The following is an 18218-nucleotide window of genomic DNA, read 5'->3' on the forward strand; positions in this document are numbered from 1 at the left end:
TGATTACGCGACAGGCAAAATGGATACAATGACGATACTGGAAGACTCTGCCTCAGAGGCAAAAGCGCTGGCAACACAGCGTGCCACGCGTGCGGTATTTTTAATCGCCGGTATCGGCATGGCCTCCTGGGCCCCCCTGGTTCCTTATGCGAAAGATCGCGCCCTGCTGAGCGATGGCTCACTCGGCACCCTGTTATTGTTTCTTGGATTAGGCTCGCTGATTGCCATGCCCCTGTCCGGGATGCTGGTGGGTCGTCTGGGGTGCAAACGCGTGATTGCCGCTGGCAGTCTCTTGCTGTTGCTGTTCTTACCTCTACTGGCAACGCTCTCCACCCCCTTTGAGCTGGCGCTGGCGTTGATGATCTTCGGTGCCGCCATCGGTCTGATCGACGTTGCCATGAATATCCAGGCCGTCGAGGTCGAAAAAACGGCTAAAAAAGCGATGATGTCAGGGTTTCATGGTTTCTTCAGCGCGGGCGGGATTGTCGGTGCCGGCCTGGTCAGCGCTGCGCTGGCGCTCGGTGCCTCTCCGCTCGTATCGATACTGATGATCAATGTCTTGCTGGTGCTACTGTGGTTGTACTGCCAGCAGCACCTGCTCAGCCAGCGTCTGCACCAGCCGGATACGCCGCTGTTTGTCGTTCCGCGCGGCTGGGTGCTGTTCCTTGGCGTGCTCTGTTTTATTCTGTTTTTAACCGAGGGTGCCATTCTTGACTGGGGTGCACTGTTTCTGACCCATAACCGCGACCTGCCTGCCTCGCAAGCCGGGTTGGGTTACGCAGTATTTTCCATTGCCATGACTATTGGCCGCCTGTTTGGCGACCGCATCGTTAACGTGTTCGGTCGCACGGCAACATTATTCTGCGGTTCATTATGCGCGGCGGGTGGCCTGGTGCTGGCAGTGGCAGTACCGGATGCCACCTGGACGCTGGCCGGTTTTCTGCTGGTGGGGTTTGGTGCCTCTAACGCCGTGCCGATTATGTTCAGCGCAGCGGGGAAACAACAGGTGATGCCCGCCAATCTGGCCATTGCGGCGATGACCACCATCGGTTATGCCGGCATTCTTGCGGGGCCCGCGTTGGTCGGTTTTATTTCTCAATTATCCAGCCTGTCCGTCGCGTTCAGCGGCATTGCGGCGCTGCTGTTAGTGGTTGCTGCCAGCGCCCGACAGATTACTCGTTAACCGGGGTTTCACTGCATGTTGCCATATAAATTTCCACTGACTTCCGGCAATGTTACGCGCTTCTTTGCGCTGTTTATTCTGGTGCTGGTACTGGCATCAGGATTTATGATCCACAATGCAGTTAACGCCTGGCTGACAGAAAAGCGCTACGCGATGGCCGATATTACTCACGCGATGCAAAAGCGTGTTGATACCTATCGCTTCGCTACCTGGCAGATTTATGAAAACCTGGCGGCCAATGCGGCGGGCACGGCGGGCAACAGTTTGCAGGAAACCCGTCTGCGTCAGGATGTCTACTATCTGGAAAAAACCCGGCGTAAAACCGAAGCCTTGATTTTTGGTTCACACGACAGTGGCACACTGGATATGACGCTGCGCATGTCCAACTATCTCGACACCTTATGGGGTGCCGAGAACAGCACCTGGTCGATGTATTTCCTCAACGGGCAGGACAACAGCCTGATCCTGGTCTCTACCCTGCCGTTAAAAGATATGGCCTCACGCTATAAAGAGAGCGCGATCAGCAATATCGTTGAGGCGCGCCGCGCCGAGATGCTGCAACAGGCTAATGCGCTGGACGAGCGTGAGAGCTTCTCGCCGTTGCGCCGTTTTACCTGGCAGAATGACCACTACTTCACCGTGCGCACCACCTTCAATCAGCCGGGGCATCTGGCGACCGTGGTGGCTTTCGATCTGCCGGTGAACGACATTATTCCGCTGAATATGCCGCTGGAGAATTTCCAGCTAAAGCAGGATACCACCCCAGTTGCCGAAGGGGATGATAATCAGGACAGCAGCAGCAGCACCCGCATCAGTTGGGTTAACCCCAATATCGAAATTGCCGGTTCACTGGCCAGCACGCCCTTACAGCTGATCTATCGTGTCCCGATCACCGGGCTGGTGGTAGATACCTTACATAATCTGCTGTGGCCGCTGCTGGCTAACCTCGCGCTGCTACTGATGTCACTGGCAGGTCTTTTCCTGCTGCGCCAGCAGTCGCTGCGCCCCAGTGAAAATCAGAGTGCCGAGCTGGAGTCGCTGCGCCTGTTGAATGAAGAGATCGTCAGTACGCTCCCGGTGGGGCTGCTGGTGTATGATTTTGCCAATAACCGCACCCTTATCAGCAATAAAATTGCCGAACACTTACTGCCGCATCTCAATCTGCAAAAGATCATCAATATGTCCGATCAACATCAGGGCGTTTTGCAGGCCACTGTGAACAACGAGGTATATGAGATCCGTCATGCCCGCAGTATGATTTCACCGCATACGCAGGTGTTTATGATGCGCGATCAGGATCGTGAGTTGTTGGTGAACAAAAAGCTGCAAAAAGCGCAGCAGGTGCTGGATAAAAATCATCAGTCACGTCAGCAGCTATTGCAGAATCTCGGCCACGCGTTGCAGCGTCCGCTGAGTGGGGTGATCACCAGCCTGCAAGCGCTGGCGTCAACACACCCGGATGAACAGGTGGATACCTCGCTGGAAGCCTCACAGGCGCTCAGCCGTCTGGTTGACGATATTGTGTTGCTGAACCAGCTGGAAACCCTCGACTGGACACCGGATGCAGGCAGTTTCAATGTGCAAACCCTGCTGGATGAGCTGGTGAGCGAGCTGCTGCCCGTCATGCGCCGCAAAGGGCTGACGCTGATAATTGCCAATCACCGCAGCAGCGATGAGACGCGTTTTGGCGATCGTCGGGCAATCAGTAAGATCTTGTCCACGCTGCTGCACTATGCCGTGACCACCACGATGTGGGGCCGGGTAAGCGTATCTGTAAGTGCAGCGGACGATCGCCCGGATCGCCTGTCGATTGAGATTGTTGATACCGGTGCCGGTCTTTCGGCTGACGAAATGTCGAATACTGATTTCCCGTACCTGGGTGAGACTCATCAGGACCGTTATGGCCAAGCCTCGGGTATGGCCTTCTTCCTGTGTAAGCAACTGTGCAAACAGTTGGGCGGCCACCTGGATATCAGCGCCAGCCCGGATATCGGCACGCGTTACAGTATCCAGCTCCATACGCCGCTGGAACCTCAGCTGGCGCAGGAAGAGAAACTCCTGGAGGGCGTCAACGCCCTGATTGATATTACCGTTGATGACGTGCGTAAAATCGTCGTGCATCAGCTTGAAGACTGGGGCGCGAACTGCATTACGCCAGACGAACGTTTCTCCGGTCAGGAACACGATGTACTGGTAACGGATGAACCTGAGCATTTGACCCCCTGGTCATTACTGCTCTCAGGTGATGAACCAGGTTTCAGCCAGATGTCATCCAATCAGTACCGGGTCAATTTCAATATCAGTAGCGCGATGCAGGATGCACTGCTGACGTTGATTGAACAACAACTGGCTCAGGACGAGCTGGGTGACGAAAATACGGAACAACAGAACACGGCTCAACTTTTCGCCAGTGGTTACTTCCAGCTTTTCGTCGATACAGTACCCGATGATGTCAAGAGACTGTATAATGAGGCCGCAAACAGGGACTTTACTGCGCTTGCTCAGACTGCGCATCGGCTGAAAGGCGTGTTTGCCATGTTAAATTTATTACCCGGCAAGCAGCTTTGTGAAACGTTAGAACATCACATTGAACAGTGTGACGATTCAAACATCAAAAATACCACCAGTGAAATTGACAATTACGTCAATGACCTGCTGCAGCAAGGTAACCAATAATATGAATAACCTGAATGTCATTATTGCCGACGATCACCCCATTGTTCTGTTCGGCATTCGTAAGTCGCTCGAACAAATTGAATGGGTCAATGTTGTCGGTGAGTTTGAAGACTCCACTGCATTAATTAACAGCTTGTCTAAGCTTGATGCCAACGTTCTGGTAACAGATTTGTCTATGCCAGGCGAAAAATATGGTGATGGCATTACGCTGATCAAATATATCAAGCGCCACTATCCTGATCTGTCGATCATTGTTCTCACCATGAACAATAACCCGGCCATTCTCAGCGCTGTTCTGGATCTGGATATCGAAGGCATCGTACTGAAGCAGGGTGCACCAACCGACCTGCCTAAGGCTCTGGCCGCATTGCAGAAAGGCAAAAAGTATACGCCGGACAGCGTGGCAAAACTGCTGGAGAAAATCAGCGCGGGCGGTTACGGCGACAAACGTCTGTCACCGAAAGAGAGCGAAGTGCTGCGTCTGTTTGCTGAAGGCTTCCTGGTCACCGAAATTGCCAAGAAACTGAACCGCAGTATCAAGACGATCAGTAGCCAGAAGAAATCAGCCATGATGAAACTGGGTGTGGATAACGATATTGCGCTGCTGAACTATCTGTCATCAGTCAGCATGTCACCGGTGAAAGATTAAGTGTAGTCAGACTGACGGGGCGACCGGAAAAAGGGTCGCCCCCTACAGATGTAGGGGCTGACCTTCTGTTTTGGTCAGCCCCTTCAGCCGACGATATCCATTCCAATGACTGACCTTCTGTTTCGGGCAACCTTCATGATTTAATCATTCGCCCTGCTCTCTCTTGCCCGCTGCGCATATAACGTTAACGCCTGCTGTAATGTATCCATCGTCACTGGTTTAGACAGACAGTTGTCCATTCCCGCATCAATACAGCGCTGTTTCTCTTCCGCTAACGCATTCGCCGTCACGCCTACCACCGGGAACGTTTTCCCCAGTTCACGCAGACGTCGTGTCAGGCCATAACCATCCATATTCGGCATATTCACGTCGGTCAACACGATATCAATCTCGTTACGGCCGATCACGTTTAGTGCATCAAGACCATCGCGCGCCGTTTTCACCCGGTAACCCAGCGATCCGAGTTGATCGGAGAGCAGCATACGGTTGATCGGATGATCGTCAACCACGAGGATCAGGATGTCATCATGCGTAGCGGTTTGCGTTTCTTTCGCCAGTACGGCAAGCCCCCCTTCAGGCTGATCCGCTTCCACCCGGTAGATCCGCCCCAGCAGTGAAGGTAATTCGTGCGGCGTGGTTGTCGCACAAACCCATTGCCCCGCGCCCAGATGCTGTGGTCCGTCATTGTGGCGACTGTCAAAGCGGATAGTGGCACGTACGCTCTGCTCCGGCACGAAATCATGATCGGTAATCATCACGTCATCTGCCGCCGCCTCACCTTCGTAGCGCTGCACCTGAATACCGTGTTCGCCCAGCAGGCGCGTCAGGAATGTGGCCAGTTGCTCATTACGCAATGCCAGCCAGCACTGTTTATCGTGCAGACCGTCCTGCAACTCTGGTGCTATCACCCGGCTGTTATACAGCGGAATACGGATAATAAACTGGCTGCCCATGCCCGGCTCAGAGTCGACCTCAATATCACCGTCCATCATATTGATCAGCTTCTCACAGATAGCCAGCCCCAGCCCGGTTCCCTGGAAGTTACGCTGTACCCCGCTGCCGACCTGGAAGAACGGGTCAAACAGACGCGTCAACTCCTTCGCCGGTATCCCCACGCCGCTGTCGCGCACGCGGAAAGCCAGATACCCATCTTTGACGTAAACCTGCAGGATGATCCCGCCAGTATGGGTAAACTTAATGGCATTATTCAGCAGGTTGGAGATGACCTGCTGCAAACGCATCGGATCGCCATCCAGCGTGGCTGGCACATCGCTGTCAATAAAGCACCACAGCGTCAGACGCTTTTTCACCACCATTGCCAGATAGTTTGAAGTGATATGCGCCACCACTTCACGCGGGGAGAACTCTGCGGGTTCTATTTTCAGCTGTTCTGACTCAATTTTGGAGAAGTCGAGAATATCACTGATGATTTTCAGCAACAGGCTGGAGGAGTTGTTCATGGCCGTCACCAGCGACTCAACGCCCGGCGGCAGAGATTTTGTTTGCAGCAGGTCAAGGTTGCCGATAATGCCATACAGCGGCGTACGCAACTCATGGCTGACGGTTGCCAGGAACATGGATTTGGACTGGCTGGCCTGCTCTGCGGCCTGAGCCATCTCCTGTAATGACTCTTCCATTTTGACGCGGGCGCTGACGTCAACCAGCACGCAGATCGCCACATTCTCATTGCGATAGCGAGAATGGACAAAGCTGATTTGCAGATTGGTATTACTGCCTGTCAGCACATCGACAAAGTTAACCTGCTGCCCGCAGATAATCTCGGTTAAGCGCAGCCGATCTTCCTGAGTCAGCATAGTGAGATAATTATGAGCCAGCTCGTTACTGAGGATGTTGGTGCCATCGCTGGTGCGCAAAATGCAGATCCCGACCGGCGCCGAGGCCACAATTTTACGGTTAAACTGCTCGTGCTCTTCCAGCCGGTGGGCGTTATCTTCTGCCGGCAAAAACATTCTGCGTTCAAACAACCATGCCAGCGTAAACAGTACTATCGCACTGATCAGGTTCAGCAACAGGGCGTTGATAATCAAAATTTTCAGCCGTTCAATCATCACATTGGTCGGCACCGAGTAGACGATACTGAGCGAAGATGGTGACAGACTTTTCTTCATGATCAGTTGATTGTAGCCGGAAACATAGCCAAACCAGGCGGCGTCATCGGGCAGGTCGTCCGCTGAGAAATCCGGGCCATTGCGCGCGGAAGAGAGCAGACGCTGATTATTCTGATCCACCAGCGTGGCCGTTACCGGCAGGCTACCCGGCAGGATCAGGTCTTCCATACGGATGCTCTGCTCAATGCCCAGCAGAGCCGCGGCCTTATTGGCCACATACACCGGGGTGATCATGTAGTAATAGCCAACGCCAGGCTGTGCCGCCGGAGAGATCCAGAACAGGCTGTTTTTACGCTCATCGTCGTTACCATTACGGTATTTCAGGATGCGCTCGCGCAGCGATTTCATCGCACGTTCACGATCGACGGATGCTGTGCCCAGACCGAAATCCGCCAGGCAGGTGCTTTCGCCACCGATAAAGAACACCCGGTTCAGCTCATAGGCGGAAGCGAAATTCTCTTTCCAGTAATTCAGGAAATAACTAAGAGGTTCCAGTGAGTTACGCCAGGTACTGCTCATTGCATTGCAGTCGGAATTCGCATAAAGAGGGTAGAACTGGGGTGGCGATGCTTTGCCTGCAGAGACACCGCTCAATCCATCGGGGCTGCTGGTCGCGGTGTTCAGGCGGTTTTCAGCAATAAACTTCAGCTCACGCATGACGTCCGCCGAATGACGCACATACCACTGCGCCTGGTCATAGCTGGTATTGAACTCCTGACGTACCTGCGATTCTCTTTCGTGTATGACGTTAATGATATAAAACGTGGTTAGCAGTGCGCCCAGCGTCCACAGCATCAACGCCAGGGCGCGGAACAGATAGCGGGAGATCTTTAACGTCGTTCGGAAAGAGACAAGGTATTTCAAGCGTAACCCACTGGCAGCCATAACGGACAAAAGAAAATGATTGCCGATACAGTAGCGTCAGCATGGTAAAAAAGCCAGTTATCAGCACGCCCGCAGGCCGCTATTTCAGTGATTTTCAGCCTGTTCCCAGGCATCTTTACGCCACTCCGACGGGGTTTTACCTGTGATGCGGCGAAACTCGCGATTAAAGTTGGATTTGGTCTGGAAACCGACGCTCTCCATTACCTCAATCACCGTCTGCTGGCTGCCCGCCAGGCGCTCTCCCGCCTCACGGATACGCCAGCCATTCACATACTGAGATACGCTTTGCTGATAGAGGGCATTCACCGCAGCGGATACCTGCCGCGTCGGGATCCCGGCTTTGCGCGCCAGTCGTGCAAGATTCAGCTGAGGTTCCCGGTACAGCCCGGCCTGCATCAGTGCATCAATGCGGGCCACAATATCCGGGTCCTCTGCACTGGCCTCCCGCGTCACCTTGATCACAGGCGGTGCGGCAGGTACACGGCCTAACAACAGCAACAGCGACATCACCGCCGCGATGGTCAGATTCCCGGCTAATAACAGTCCGGGGGTTCCCTCAGCCGCCGCAAACATCACCAGCCAGGACACGGTGATATCCAGTAAGGCTACCGCAACCAGCAATAACGCCAGCAGCCGCCAGCCACGCAGTGTCAGATCACTCTCGCTCAGCGCCGCCTCCGGCAGCGCATCGCTGCCCGATTTCAGCCGCAGCAACATCAGGGCCGCACAGCCCAGCCAGATAGCGGGCAGCAGCCAGTCAATCCCCTGTGGTAGCCACAATACGCAGGCGATCATCAACAGTACCACCAGGGCACTGCGCCAGGCGCGTACGCTCTGCCCGGTGGCCTGCGCCAGCGCCAGACGACACATCAGCGGAAGTGCCGCCGCCGTGATGGGTTGCAATCCGTGCCAGACCTTTTCTCCGGGCAGCATGGTAGCCAGCCCGGCAATCAGACTGTGCATCAGACACAACCAAAGCAGTAGTTGAAACAGGTGCCCGGTGTAACGGCGCTGCACCAACAGCAACACACACACCAGACTGAGCAAGAAATTAACCGGTATCAGCATAGGACTCTATCGCGATCGAGGACGCCAGGCGCCTGTAATATCCTGATAATAGGCTTTTTCTACACGATGAGTGAATATGATGCGTTTAATTATTTCCACAATGTTATGGGTACTGAGTCTCCCCGCGTGGTGCTATTCCGTCGGCAGCCAGCAGGAAACGATCGTTGATAGCCAGCGTGCGCGTACGTTGAATGTGCGTATTTTTTATCCCACCCATAGTGAGCAGGCTCCTCAGATACAGGCAGCACGCGCCGTCTTTTCGGGGTTCTCTGCTATCGCTAATGCGCCACTGGCACCGGGGCGTTTCCCGCTGATTATGTTGAGCCACGGCAGCGGCGGTAATAACGCCAGTCTCGGCTGGCTGGCTGTTCCTCTGGCAGCACGTGGTGCCATCGTTATCGCCGCCAACCATCCCGGCAGTACCACCGGAGATTCCAGTCCAAAAACCGATCTGACCCTTCAGATAACCGATCTCTCTTTTATGCTCACCCACTATCTTCAGGCCCCACGCTGGCAGCAGGCGATTGATGCAGAAAAAATCGGCGCGATTGGCCACTCTAAAGGCGGATACAGCGTGCTGGCGCTGGCCGGAGCCCGCACCAACCGCCAGCAGATGAACCACTACTGTCAGACAATGCCACAAATGCCAGACTGCCAGTTTTACTTCCATGATGGCGTCAGACTGGAAAACACGGACGACCAGCGCCTGGCAGCCAGCTATCGCGATCCGAGAGTGAAGTGGGTGATAGCCCTCGATCCGGGCATGAGCTACGTGCTGACCCGCAGCAGTCTCGATACTATCAAGATCCCGCTGCTGACCATCGCCGCAGACTATTTTATTCGCGCCACCGGAAAGATGAATCTCGGCGTGGATCGTCTTAAGTTGCCGCTGATAACACTGCCAGATGCCGGGCACTTTGACTTTCTGCCGCTCTGCCAGCCCAGCGCCGCAGCAATTCTGGCAGACGAAGGAGAGGCATTTATTTGTGAAACCCCAACGGCGCAACGGGAAGCGATTCACCAGCAAACCCTGACCGACGTCAGCCAGTTTATGCAACGCCATGGTTTTCTCGCGCCCCGGCCCGCAGAGTAGGTTCTGTTTTTCAGGCAAAAAAAAGCCGGTTCAGAGTGAACCGGCTTCTTTATCAGACCTTTAACGATTACTCGTCATCGGCCTCAGGTGCATCGTCGTCGCTTTCCACTTCCGGGGCGATATCGTCATCCCCTTCCGCGACGCTGCCGTCGATAGCATCAAGTTCATCTTCCGCTACCGGTTCGGCCACACGTTGCAGACCCACCACGTTTTCATCTTCAGCGGTACGGATAAGGATAACACCCTGGGTATTACGCCCAACCACACTCACTTCAGACACGCGGGTACGCACCAGCGTACCGGCATCGGTGATCATCATAATCTGATCGCTGTCGACCACCTGTACCGCACCAATAACCGGCCCGTTACGTTCGGTCACTTTAATCGAGATCACACCCTGCGTCGCACGCGACTTGGTTGGATACTCGGTGTTCGCCGTACGCTTACCATAACCGTTCTGTGTCACGGTCAGGATGGCACCATCGTCACGCGGTACAATCAGTGACACCACGCGATCGCCTTCTGCCAGTTTGATACCGCGCACGCCAGAGGCAGTACGACCCATCGCACGAACAGCGCTTTCTGCGAAGCGCACCACTTTACCGGCGGCAGAGAACAGCATCGCTTCATCGCTACCGTTGGTCAGAGACACACCAATCAGTTCGTCGTCGTCACGCAGGTTGACGGCAATGATACCGGCGCTGCGTGGGCGGCTGAACTCTTTCAGGGCCGTTTTCTTCACGGTACCGCTGGCGGTCGCCATAAAGATGTTAAAGCCTTCTGCATACTCACGCACCGGCAGGATTGCGGTGATACGTTCGTTGGCTTCCAGCGGTAACAGGTTGACGATTGGACGCCCACGCGCACCACGGCTGGCTTCCGGCAGCTGATAAACCTTCATCCAGTACAGACGACCACGGCTTGAGAAGCAGAGGATGGTGTCATGGGTGTTGGCCACCAGCAGGCGGTCGATAAAGTCTTCTTCTTTAATGCGTGCAGCCGATTTACCTTTACCACCACGGCGCTGCGCTTCGTAATCAGTCAATGGCTGATACTTCACGTAGCCCTGATGCGACAGGGTCACCACAACATCTTCCTGGTTGATCAGGTCTTCGATGTTGATGTCGGCGCTGTTAGCGGTGATTTCGGTACGACGCTCATCGCCGAACTGATCGCGGATCAGCTCCAGCTCTTCGCGAATCACTTCCATCAGACGCTCGGAACTGCCCAGAATGCGCAACAGCTCTGCGATCTGCTCCAGCAGCTCTTTGTACTCGTCGAGCAGTTTTTCATGCTCAAGTCCGGTCAGTTTCTGCAGGCGTAAATCAAGGATCGCCTGAGCCTGCTGCTCAGTCAGATAGTACTGACCATCGCGGATACCGAACTCATCTTCCAGCCACTCAGGGCGCGCTGCATTATCACCGGCACGTTCCAGCATTGCGGAGACGTTACCCAGCGCCCACGGACGCGCAATCAGCCCCGCTTTCGCTTCAGAAGGAGAAGCAGCACGGCGGATCAACTCAATAATCGGATCGATGTTCGCCAGCGCAACGGCCAGTGCTTCAAGGATATGAGCACGGTCACGCGCTTTGCGCAGTTCGAAAATGGTACGGCGGGTAATCACTTCACGACGGTGACGCACGAAGGCTTCAAGAATATCCTTCAGCGGCATAATCTTTGGCTGGCCCTGGTGCAGTGCCACCATGTTGATGCCGAAAGAGGTCTGAAGCTGGGTCAGGGAATACAGATTGTTCAGAACCACTTCGCCAACGGCATCGCGCTTCACTTCGATCACGATGCGCATACCGTCTTTGTCAGACTCATCGCGCAGGGCGCTGATGCCTTCCAGACGTTTTTCTTTTACCAGCTCGGCAATTTTCTCAATCAGGCGCGCTTTGTTCACCTGATAAGGAATTTCATGCACGATGATGGTTTCACGGCCGGTCTTCGCATCCACTTCCACTTCGCCACGGGCGCGGATGTAAATTTTTCCACGGCCAGTGCGATAAGCTTCTTCAATGCCACGGCGGCCATTGATGATAGCGGCGGTTGGGAAATCCGGGCCAGGGATGTGTTCCATCAGCCCTTCGACGGTAATGTTTTCGTCGTCGATATAGGCCAGGCAGCCGTTGATCACTTCGGTCAGGTTGTGCGGAGGAATGTTAGTGGCCATCCCGACGGCAATCCCTGAGGAACCGTTAACCAGCAGGTTGGGAACGCGGGTCGGCATCACTTCCGGGATCTGCTCTGTGCCATCGTAGTTAGGCACAAAGTCAACGGTGTCTTTTTCCAGATCCGCCAGCAATTCGTGAGCGATTTTGGACATGCGAACTTCGGTATAACGCATCGCAGCAGCGGAGTCGCCGTCAACGGAACCGAAGTTGCCCTGACCATCCACCAGCATGTAACGCAGCGAGAACGGCTGCGCCATACGCACGATGGTGTCATACACGGCAGTGTCGCCATGCGGGTGATATTTACCGATGACGTCACCGACGACACGGGCGGATTTTTTATAAGCTTTGTTCCAGTCGTTACCGAGGACGTTCATAGCGAAAACCCCACGGCGGTGAACCGGCTTCAGGCCATCACGGACATCTGGCAGCGCACGGCCAACGATGACCGACATTGCATAATCCAGATAGGAGTTCTTTAACTCTTCTTCGATATTGACCGGTGTAATTTCGCGGGCCAGGTCGCTCATGGAGGCGCTTTCCTTCTGTATTATTACCGGATTCAAAGGTGCGAAAGTATATAACAAAGCAGCCATGTGTTGAATGGAAAGCGTTGCTTTGGCCGCTTTATTGCATTCTGTCCCTCTCCGGCCCGCGCCCCTGCCCATCGCAACGCGTAAACATGTATAATGGGACAAACTTTGGCTGGAGTAATAACCCAATGAAATCAGAACAAAACGCGGGTACGCAGAACGTTGATCACGGTGAAATCGCTAAATTTGAAGCAGTTGCTTCACGCTGGTGGGATTTAGAAGGCGAATTTAAGCCTCTGCACCGGATTAATCCGCTGCGCCTTGGCTGGATTGCCCAGCACGCTGATGGCCTGTTTGGTAAGAAGGTGCTGGATGTTGGCTGCGGCGGCGGTATTCTCGCCGAGAGCATGGCGCGTGAAGGTGCGAACGTCACCGGGCTGGATATGGGGGCGGAACCGTTGCAGGTTGCCCGCTTACATGCGCTGGAAAGCGGCGTGACCATTGATTACGTCCAGCAGACCGTGGAAGAGCACGCTGAGCAGTTCGCCGGACAGTACGATGTGGTGACCTGCATGGAGATGCTGGAGCACGTGCCCGATCCGCGTTCCGTGGTCCATGCCTGCGCCCGACTGGTGAAACCGGGCGGCGAAGTCTTCTTCTCTACGCTTAACCGCAACAGCAAATCCTGGCTGATGGCGATCATCGGTGCAGAATACGTATTGCGTATGGTGCCGCGCGGTACACACGACATTAAAAAGTTTATCCGTCCGGCTGAACTGCTGAACTGGGTCGATGAAACGCCCCTGCGCGAACGTCATATCATTGGCCTGCACTACAACCCGATCACCAACCACTTCAAACTGGCTCCAGGCGTTGATGTGAACTATATGGTGCATACGCACAGCGCTATCGACGCGGAGTGACGCTATACGGGCGGATGCCGATCCGCCCGTGCGATATATAAGCCTACCTTAGCACCTGACGCGAGATAAGATCGTTTTCTTCTTATCCCTGTCATCAAGATCAGGTTAATCTCATCGCATCACGCCATTTGTGGCCGTGAGGCGTCTTATTATGCGTACTTTTTCAGCGCCCCAAAGCTCAAATTATTTAACCTGAACAAGAAACCCGCGCTCGATCAAGATTCTAAAAAAAATCTCAACCCATTGACATTGACCCAGGGCCTTGAGAAACGTGGACTTAGGAAAAATGCCAGCCCCACAACCGTAATTCGCTGCGAAAATCAAGCCTTGTTAACCACGTGGAAATTACTAGAATACTCACCATATTGTTATCAAGATTTCCCTCACCCCCTATATATAGTGTTTATCCACAGAGTTACTCACAATGAGAAATCTGTGCATAAACGTGGGGACTATTTGTTAAGGACAGGTAAAACGCGACATGAATCAGAGTCTGCTTGTAACCAAACGCGATGGCCGCACCGAGCGTATCGATCTCGATAAAATCCACCGTGTTCTCGACTGGGCTGCCGAAGGACTGCAAAACGTCTCCGTCTCTCAGGTTGAACTGCGATCCCACATCCAGTTCTACGAAGGTATCCGCACTTCTGATATCCATGAAACTGTCATCAAGTCCGCTGCTGATCTGATTTCTAAAGATGCCCCTGACTATCAGTACATGGCTGCCCGTCTGGCCATCTTCCACCTGCGCAAAAAAGCTTATGGCCAGTTCGAGCCACCAAAGCTGATTGACCAGGTTACCCGCATGGTTGATTTGGGCAAATATGACCATCACCTGCTGGAAGACTACAGCGCGGAAGAGTTTGAGCTGATGGACGGCTTTATTGACCACTGGCGTGATATGAACTTCTCCTACGCGGCGGTTAAGCAGCTGGAAGGCAAATATCTGGTGCAGAACCGCGTTAGCGGAGAGATCTATGAAAGCGCCCAGTTCCTGTACATTCTGGTCGCGGCCTGCCTGTTCTCCGGCTACCCGCGCGAGACACGTCTGGACTACGTGAAGCGTTTTTATGATGCGATCTCCACCTTTAAGATCTCGCTGCCAACGCCAATCATGTCCGGCGTGCGTACGCCAACGCGCCAGTTCAGCTCTTGCGTGCTGATCGAATGTGGTGACAGCCTGGACTCTATCAACGCCACCTCCAGCGCCATTGTGAAATATGTTTCTCAGCGCGCCGGGATTGGTATCAACGCGGGCCGCATTCGTGCGCTGGGTAGCCCGATCCGTGGCGGTGAAGCCTTCCACACCGGCTGTATCCCGTTCTATAAGCATTTCCAGACCGCGGTGAAGTCCTGCTCTCAGGGCGGTGTACGCGGCGGGGCAGCCACGCTGTTCTACCCGATGTGGCATCTGGAAGTCGAAAGCCTGCTGGTGCTGAAAAACAACCGTGGTGTTGAAGGCAACCGCGTGCGCCATATGGACTACGGCGTTCAGATCAACAAACTGATGTATCAGCGCCTGCTGAAGGGCGAAGATATCACCCTTTTCAGCCCGTCTGACGTGCCTGGCCTGTACGATGCCTTCTTTGCGAATCAGGAAGAGTTCGAGCGCCTGTACACCAAATACGAGCAAGACGACAGCATCCGCAAGCAGCGTATTAAAGCGGTCGATCTGTTCTCACTCATGATGCAGGAACGTGCTTCTACCGGCCGTATCTACATCCAGAACGTTGACCACTGCAATACTCACAGCCCGTTCGACCCGGCTATCGCGCCCGTTCGCCAGTCCAACCTGTGCCTGGAAATTGCGTTGCCAACCAAACCACTACTGGATGTGAACGACGAAAACGGCGAAATTGCGCTGTGTACGCTCTCCGCATTCAACCTGGGCGCGATTGAGAGCCTGGATGACCTGCAAGAACTGGCCACGCTGGCGGTTCGCGCGCTGGACGCCCTGCTCGACTATCAGGATTACCCCATCCCAGCCGCCAAACGCGGTGCAATGGGCCGTCGTACGCTGGGGATTGGTGTGATCAACTACGCCTACTATCTGGCTAAAAATGGCGTGCGCTACTCCGATGGCAGCGCCAACGTCCTGACGCACCAGACCTTTGAAGCTATCCAGTACTGGCTGTTGAAAGCCTCCAACGACCTGGCTATCGAACAGGGTGCCTGCCCGTGGTTCAATGAAACCACGTATTCTCAGGGTATTTTGCCAATCGACACCTATAAGAAAGATTTGGATGCGATTTGTAACACACCGCTGCTGCTCGACTGGGAAGCACTGCGTGAATCCGTGAAAATGCACGGCCTGCGTAACTCCACGCTGTCTGCGCTGATGCCGTCAGAAACCTCTTCGCAGATTTCTAACGCCACCAACGGGATTGAACCACCGCGCGGCCATATCAGTATTAAAGCATCAAAAGACGGTATCCTGCGCCAGGTGGTCCCGGAGTATGAACGTCTGAAAGACAGCTACGAGCTGCTGTGGGATATGCCAAACAATGACGGCTACCTGCAACTGGTCGGCCTGATGCAGAAATTCATCGACCAGGCGATTTCATCGAACACCAACTACGATCCAACGCGCTTTGCCAACGGTAAGGTGCCAATGAAGCAGTTGCTGAAAGACCTGCTGACTGCCTATAAGTTTGGCGTGAAAACGCTTTACTATCAGAACACGCGTGACGGTGCAGAAGATACTCAGGAAGACCTGGTACCCTCGATTCAGGATGACGGCTGCGAAAGCGGTGCCTGCAAGATCTAACCCGACCTCATTCAGGGCCAGGCTTGCCTGGCCCCTACAGCATCTGGAATAAACATGGCTTACACCACATTTTCGCAGAATAAAAACAATCAGCTGCTGGAACCGATGTTCTTCGGCCAGCCGGTAAACGTGGCGCGTTTCGACCAGCAGAAGTATGACATCTTTGAAAAACTGATCGAAAAGCAGCTCTCTTTCTTCTGGCGCCCGGAAGAAGTGGACGTCTCACGCGATCGCATCGACTATCAGGCACTGCCGGATCACGAAAAACACATCTTTATCAGCAACCTGAAATATCAGACGCTGCTGGACTCCATTCAGGGACGTAGCCCGAACGTTGCGCTGCTGCCGTTGATCTCGATTCCTGAACTGGAAACCTGGATTGAAACCTGGGCATTCTCAGAAACCATCCACTCACGTTCTTACACCCATATCATTCGTAATATCGTTAACGATCCCTCGCTGGTGTTTGACGACATCGTCACTAACGAGCAGATTCTGTCGCGGGCCAAAGATATCTCCGGCTATTACGACGATCTGATCGAAATGACCAGCTACTGGCATCTGCTGGGTGAAGGTACGCATGAAGTGAATGGCAAAACCGTCACCGTCAGCCTGCGTGCACTGAAAAAGCAGCTCTATATCTGTCTGATGAGCGTGAATGCGCTGGAAGCTATCCGCTTCTACGTCAGCTTTGCCTGCTCGTTCGCCTTTGCCGAACGTGAACTGATGGAAGGCAACGCCAAAATCATCAAGCTGATCGCACGTGATGAAGCCCTGCACCTGACCGGTACTCAGCATATGCTGAACCTGCTGCGCAGCGGTGAAGATGATCCGGAAATGGCAGAGATTGCCCAAGAGTGCCGCCAGGAGTGCTACGACCTGTTTGTGCTGGCAGCCGAGCAGGAGAAAGAGTGGGCAGAATATCTGTTCAGCGGCGGTTCGATGATCGGCCTGAATAAAGACATTCTGTGGCAGTACATTGAGTACATCACCAATATCCGTATGAATGCCGTCGGCCTGGATCTGCCGTTTAAAACACGCTCGAACCCGATTCCGTGGATTAACTCCTGGCTGGTTTCCGATAACGTGCAGGTCGCGCCGCAGGAAGTGGAAGTGAGTTCTTACCTGGTCGGTCAGATTGACTCTGAAGTGAACGCTGACGATCTCAGCGACTTCGAGCTGTAAGATGGCGAGCATTACACTGCGTACCACCGGTACGCAGCTTGAATGTCATGATGAACACCCTTCCCTGCTTGCCGCACTGGAGTCGCACCGGGTGTGCGTGGAGTATCAGTGCCGCGAGGGCTACTGCGGTTCGTGCCGCACACGTCTGCTGAAGGGTGAAGTCAGCTACAGCACCAAGCCGTTGGCGTTTGTGCAACAGGGTGAGATTTTGCCCTGCTGCTGCAAGGCCGAAGGCGATATTGAGATCGCGCTGTAATGGGGTAATCGGGGGCGTTTGATCAACATCGGCTCGGGCATGCCCGCCCCCTGCGCATTCCTGATAATCGATACCATCACCGCACCACATCGGGTCGGGCGTGCCCGACCCCTACGCATTCCCGATAATCGGTGCCTTCACCGCACCACATCGGGTCGGGCGTGCCCGCCCCCTACACATTCCCGATAATTGATACTGTCACCGCACCACATCGGGTCGGGCATGCCCGACCCCTACGCATTCCCGATAATCGGTGCCTTCACCGCACCACATCGGGTCGGGCGTGCCCGCCCCCTACACATTCCCGATAATTGATACTGTCACCGCACCACATCGGGTCGGGCATGCCCGACCCCTACGCATTCCCGATAATCGGTGCCTTCACCGCACCACATCGGGTCGGGCGTGCCCGCCCCCTACACATTCCCGATAATTGATACTGTCACCGCACCACATCGGGTCGGGCATGCCCGACCCCTACGCATTCCCGATAATCGGTGCCTTCACCGCACCACATCGGGTCGGGCGTGCCCGCCCCCTACACATTCCCGATAATTGATACTGTCACCGCACCACATCGGGTCGGGCATGCCCGACCCCTACGCATTCCCGATAATCGGTGCCTTCACCGCACCACATCGGGTCGGGCGTGCCCGCCCCCTACACATTCCCGATAATTGATACTGTCACCGCACCA

Annotated in this window: 11 protein-coding genes; 8 read left to right on the plus strand and 3 right to left on the minus strand. The window is 54.4% G+C overall.

Annotated features, from left to right (window positions below; translation table 11 throughout):
• The first annotated feature begins 28 nt into the window (after nucleotides 1–28).
• From WH279_RS20005 to rcsB, 3 genes are read left to right on the plus strand one after another with little or no spacing between them, the layout of a single operon-like run.
• The gene (locus WH279_RS20005) at nucleotides 29–1183 is read left to right on the plus strand and encodes an MFS transporter (protein ID WP_339458155.1); all 1155 of its coding nucleotides are present in this window, start codon (nucleotides 29–31) and stop codon (nucleotides 1181–1183) included.
• A gap of 15 nt (nucleotides 1184–1198) precedes the next feature.
• A complete protein-coding gene (gene rcsD, locus WH279_RS20010) occupies nucleotides 1199–3859 on the plus strand; it encodes a phosphotransferase RcsD (protein ID WP_339458156.1) in 2661 nt (886 codons plus the stop codon).
• 1 nt (nucleotide 3860) lies between these two features.
• Entirely contained in the window at nucleotides 3861–4508 is a 648-nt protein-coding gene (gene rcsB / locus WH279_RS20015; protein ID WP_062742930.1) for a response regulator transcription factor RcsB, read from the plus strand.
• 140 nt (nucleotides 4509–4648) lie between these two features.
• Here the strand turns inward: rcsB and rcsC are convergent, their stop codons facing one another.
• Both rcsC and WH279_RS20025 read right to left on the minus strand, forming a co-directional pair.
• Nucleotides 4649–7501: a two-component system sensor histidine kinase RcsC gene (gene rcsC / locus WH279_RS20020; RefSeq protein WP_339458157.1), complete on the minus strand. Its 2853-nt coding sequence runs from the start codon at nucleotides 7499–7501 to the stop codon at nucleotides 4649–4651.
• Nucleotides 7502–7606: 105 nt separating this feature from the next.
• A complete protein-coding gene (locus tag WH279_RS20025) occupies nucleotides 7607–8590 on the minus strand; it encodes a helix-turn-helix domain-containing protein (protein ID WP_339458158.1) in 984 nt (327 codons plus the stop codon).
• Nucleotides 8591–8666: 76 nt separating this feature from the next.
• On the opposite strand from WH279_RS20025, the gene WH279_RS20030 reads away from it, so the two are divergent.
• Nucleotides 8667–9683, plus strand: coding sequence for an alpha/beta hydrolase family protein (locus WH279_RS20030; protein ID WP_339458159.1), 1017 nt, complete (start codon nucleotides 8667–8669; stop codon nucleotides 9681–9683).
• A gap of 67 nt (nucleotides 9684–9750) precedes the next feature.
• Here WH279_RS20030 and gyrA read toward each other — a convergent pair whose 3' ends face one another.
• The gene (gene gyrA / locus WH279_RS20035; protein ID WP_339458160.1) at nucleotides 9751–12387 is read right to left on the minus strand and encodes a DNA topoisomerase (ATP-hydrolyzing) subunit A; all 2637 of its coding nucleotides are present in this window, start codon (nucleotides 12385–12387) and stop codon (nucleotides 9751–9753) included.
• 191 nt (nucleotides 12388–12578) lie between these two features.
• Between gyrA and ubiG the strand changes: the two genes are divergently transcribed.
• The 4 genes from ubiG (at nucleotide 12579) to yfaE (ending at nucleotide 17521) form a co-directional block, all read left to right on the plus strand.
• Nucleotides 12579–13313, plus strand: coding sequence for a bifunctional 2-polyprenyl-6-hydroxyphenol methylase/3-demethylubiquinol 3-O-methyltransferase UbiG (gene ubiG, locus WH279_RS20040; RefSeq protein WP_200642954.1), 735 nt, complete (start codon nucleotides 12579–12581; stop codon nucleotides 13311–13313).
• A 481-nt stretch (nucleotides 13314–13794) separates the two neighbouring features.
• Complete coding sequence (gene nrdA / locus WH279_RS20045) at nucleotides 13795–16080, plus strand: class 1a ribonucleoside-diphosphate reductase subunit alpha (protein WP_339458161.1); 2286 nt, start codon at nucleotides 13795–13797, stop codon at nucleotides 16078–16080.
• A 54-nt stretch (nucleotides 16081–16134) separates the two neighbouring features.
• Nucleotides 16135–17265 carry a class Ia ribonucleoside-diphosphate reductase subunit beta gene (gene nrdB / locus WH279_RS20050; RefSeq protein WP_200642952.1) on the plus strand — a complete coding sequence of 377 codons (1131 nt, stop codon included), beginning with the start codon at nucleotides 16135–16137 and terminating at the stop codon, nucleotides 17263–17265.
• A gap of 1 nt (nucleotide 17266) precedes the next feature.
• Nucleotides 17267–17521: a class I ribonucleotide reductase maintenance protein YfaE gene (gene yfaE, locus WH279_RS20055; protein ID WP_339458162.1), complete on the plus strand. Its 255-nt coding sequence runs from the start codon at nucleotides 17267–17269 to the stop codon at nucleotides 17519–17521.
• The last annotated feature ends 697 nt before the right edge of the window (nucleotides 17522–18218 follow it).

It is taken from the genome of Erwinia sp. MYb375 (assembly GCF_037479175.1).
In the GTDB taxonomy this organism is placed as follows: domain Bacteria; phylum Pseudomonadota; class Gammaproteobacteria; order Enterobacterales; family Enterobacteriaceae; genus Erwinia; species Erwinia rhapontici.

Bases quoted from the DNA above. Each gene is read 5' to 3' on its own strand.
- WH279_RS20005 (WP_339458155.1), top strand. From the start codon at position 29: ATGACGATACTGGAAGACTCTGCCTCAGAGGCAAAAGCGCTGGCAACA.
- rcsD (WP_339458156.1), top strand. From the start codon at position 1,199: ATGTTGCCATATAAATTTCCACTGACTTCCGGCAATGTTACGCGCTTC.
- rcsB (WP_062742930.1), top strand. From the start codon at position 3,861: ATGAATAACCTGAATGTCATTATTGCCGACGATCACCCCATTGTTCTG.
- WH279_RS20025 (WP_339458158.1), bottom strand. From the start codon at position 8,590: ATGCTGATACCGGTTAATTTCTTGCTCAGTCTGGTGTGTGTGTTGCTG.
- WH279_RS20030 (WP_339458159.1), top strand. From the start codon at position 8,667: ATGATGCGTTTAATTATTTCCACAATGTTATGGGTACTGAGTCTCCCC.
- gyrA (WP_339458160.1), bottom strand. From the start codon at position 12,387: ATGAGCGACCTGGCCCGCGAAATTACACCGGTCAATATCGAAGAAGAG.
- ubiG (WP_200642954.1), top strand. From the start codon at position 12,579: ATGAAATCAGAACAAAACGCGGGTACGCAGAACGTTGATCACGGTGAA.
- nrdA (WP_339458161.1), top strand. From the start codon at position 13,795: ATGAATCAGAGTCTGCTTGTAACCAAACGCGATGGCCGCACCGAGCGT.
- nrdB (WP_200642952.1), top strand. From the start codon at position 16,135: ATGGCTTACACCACATTTTCGCAGAATAAAAACAATCAGCTGCTGGAA.
- yfaE (WP_339458162.1), top strand. From the start codon at position 17,267: ATGGCGAGCATTACACTGCGTACCACCGGTACGCAGCTTGAATGTCAT.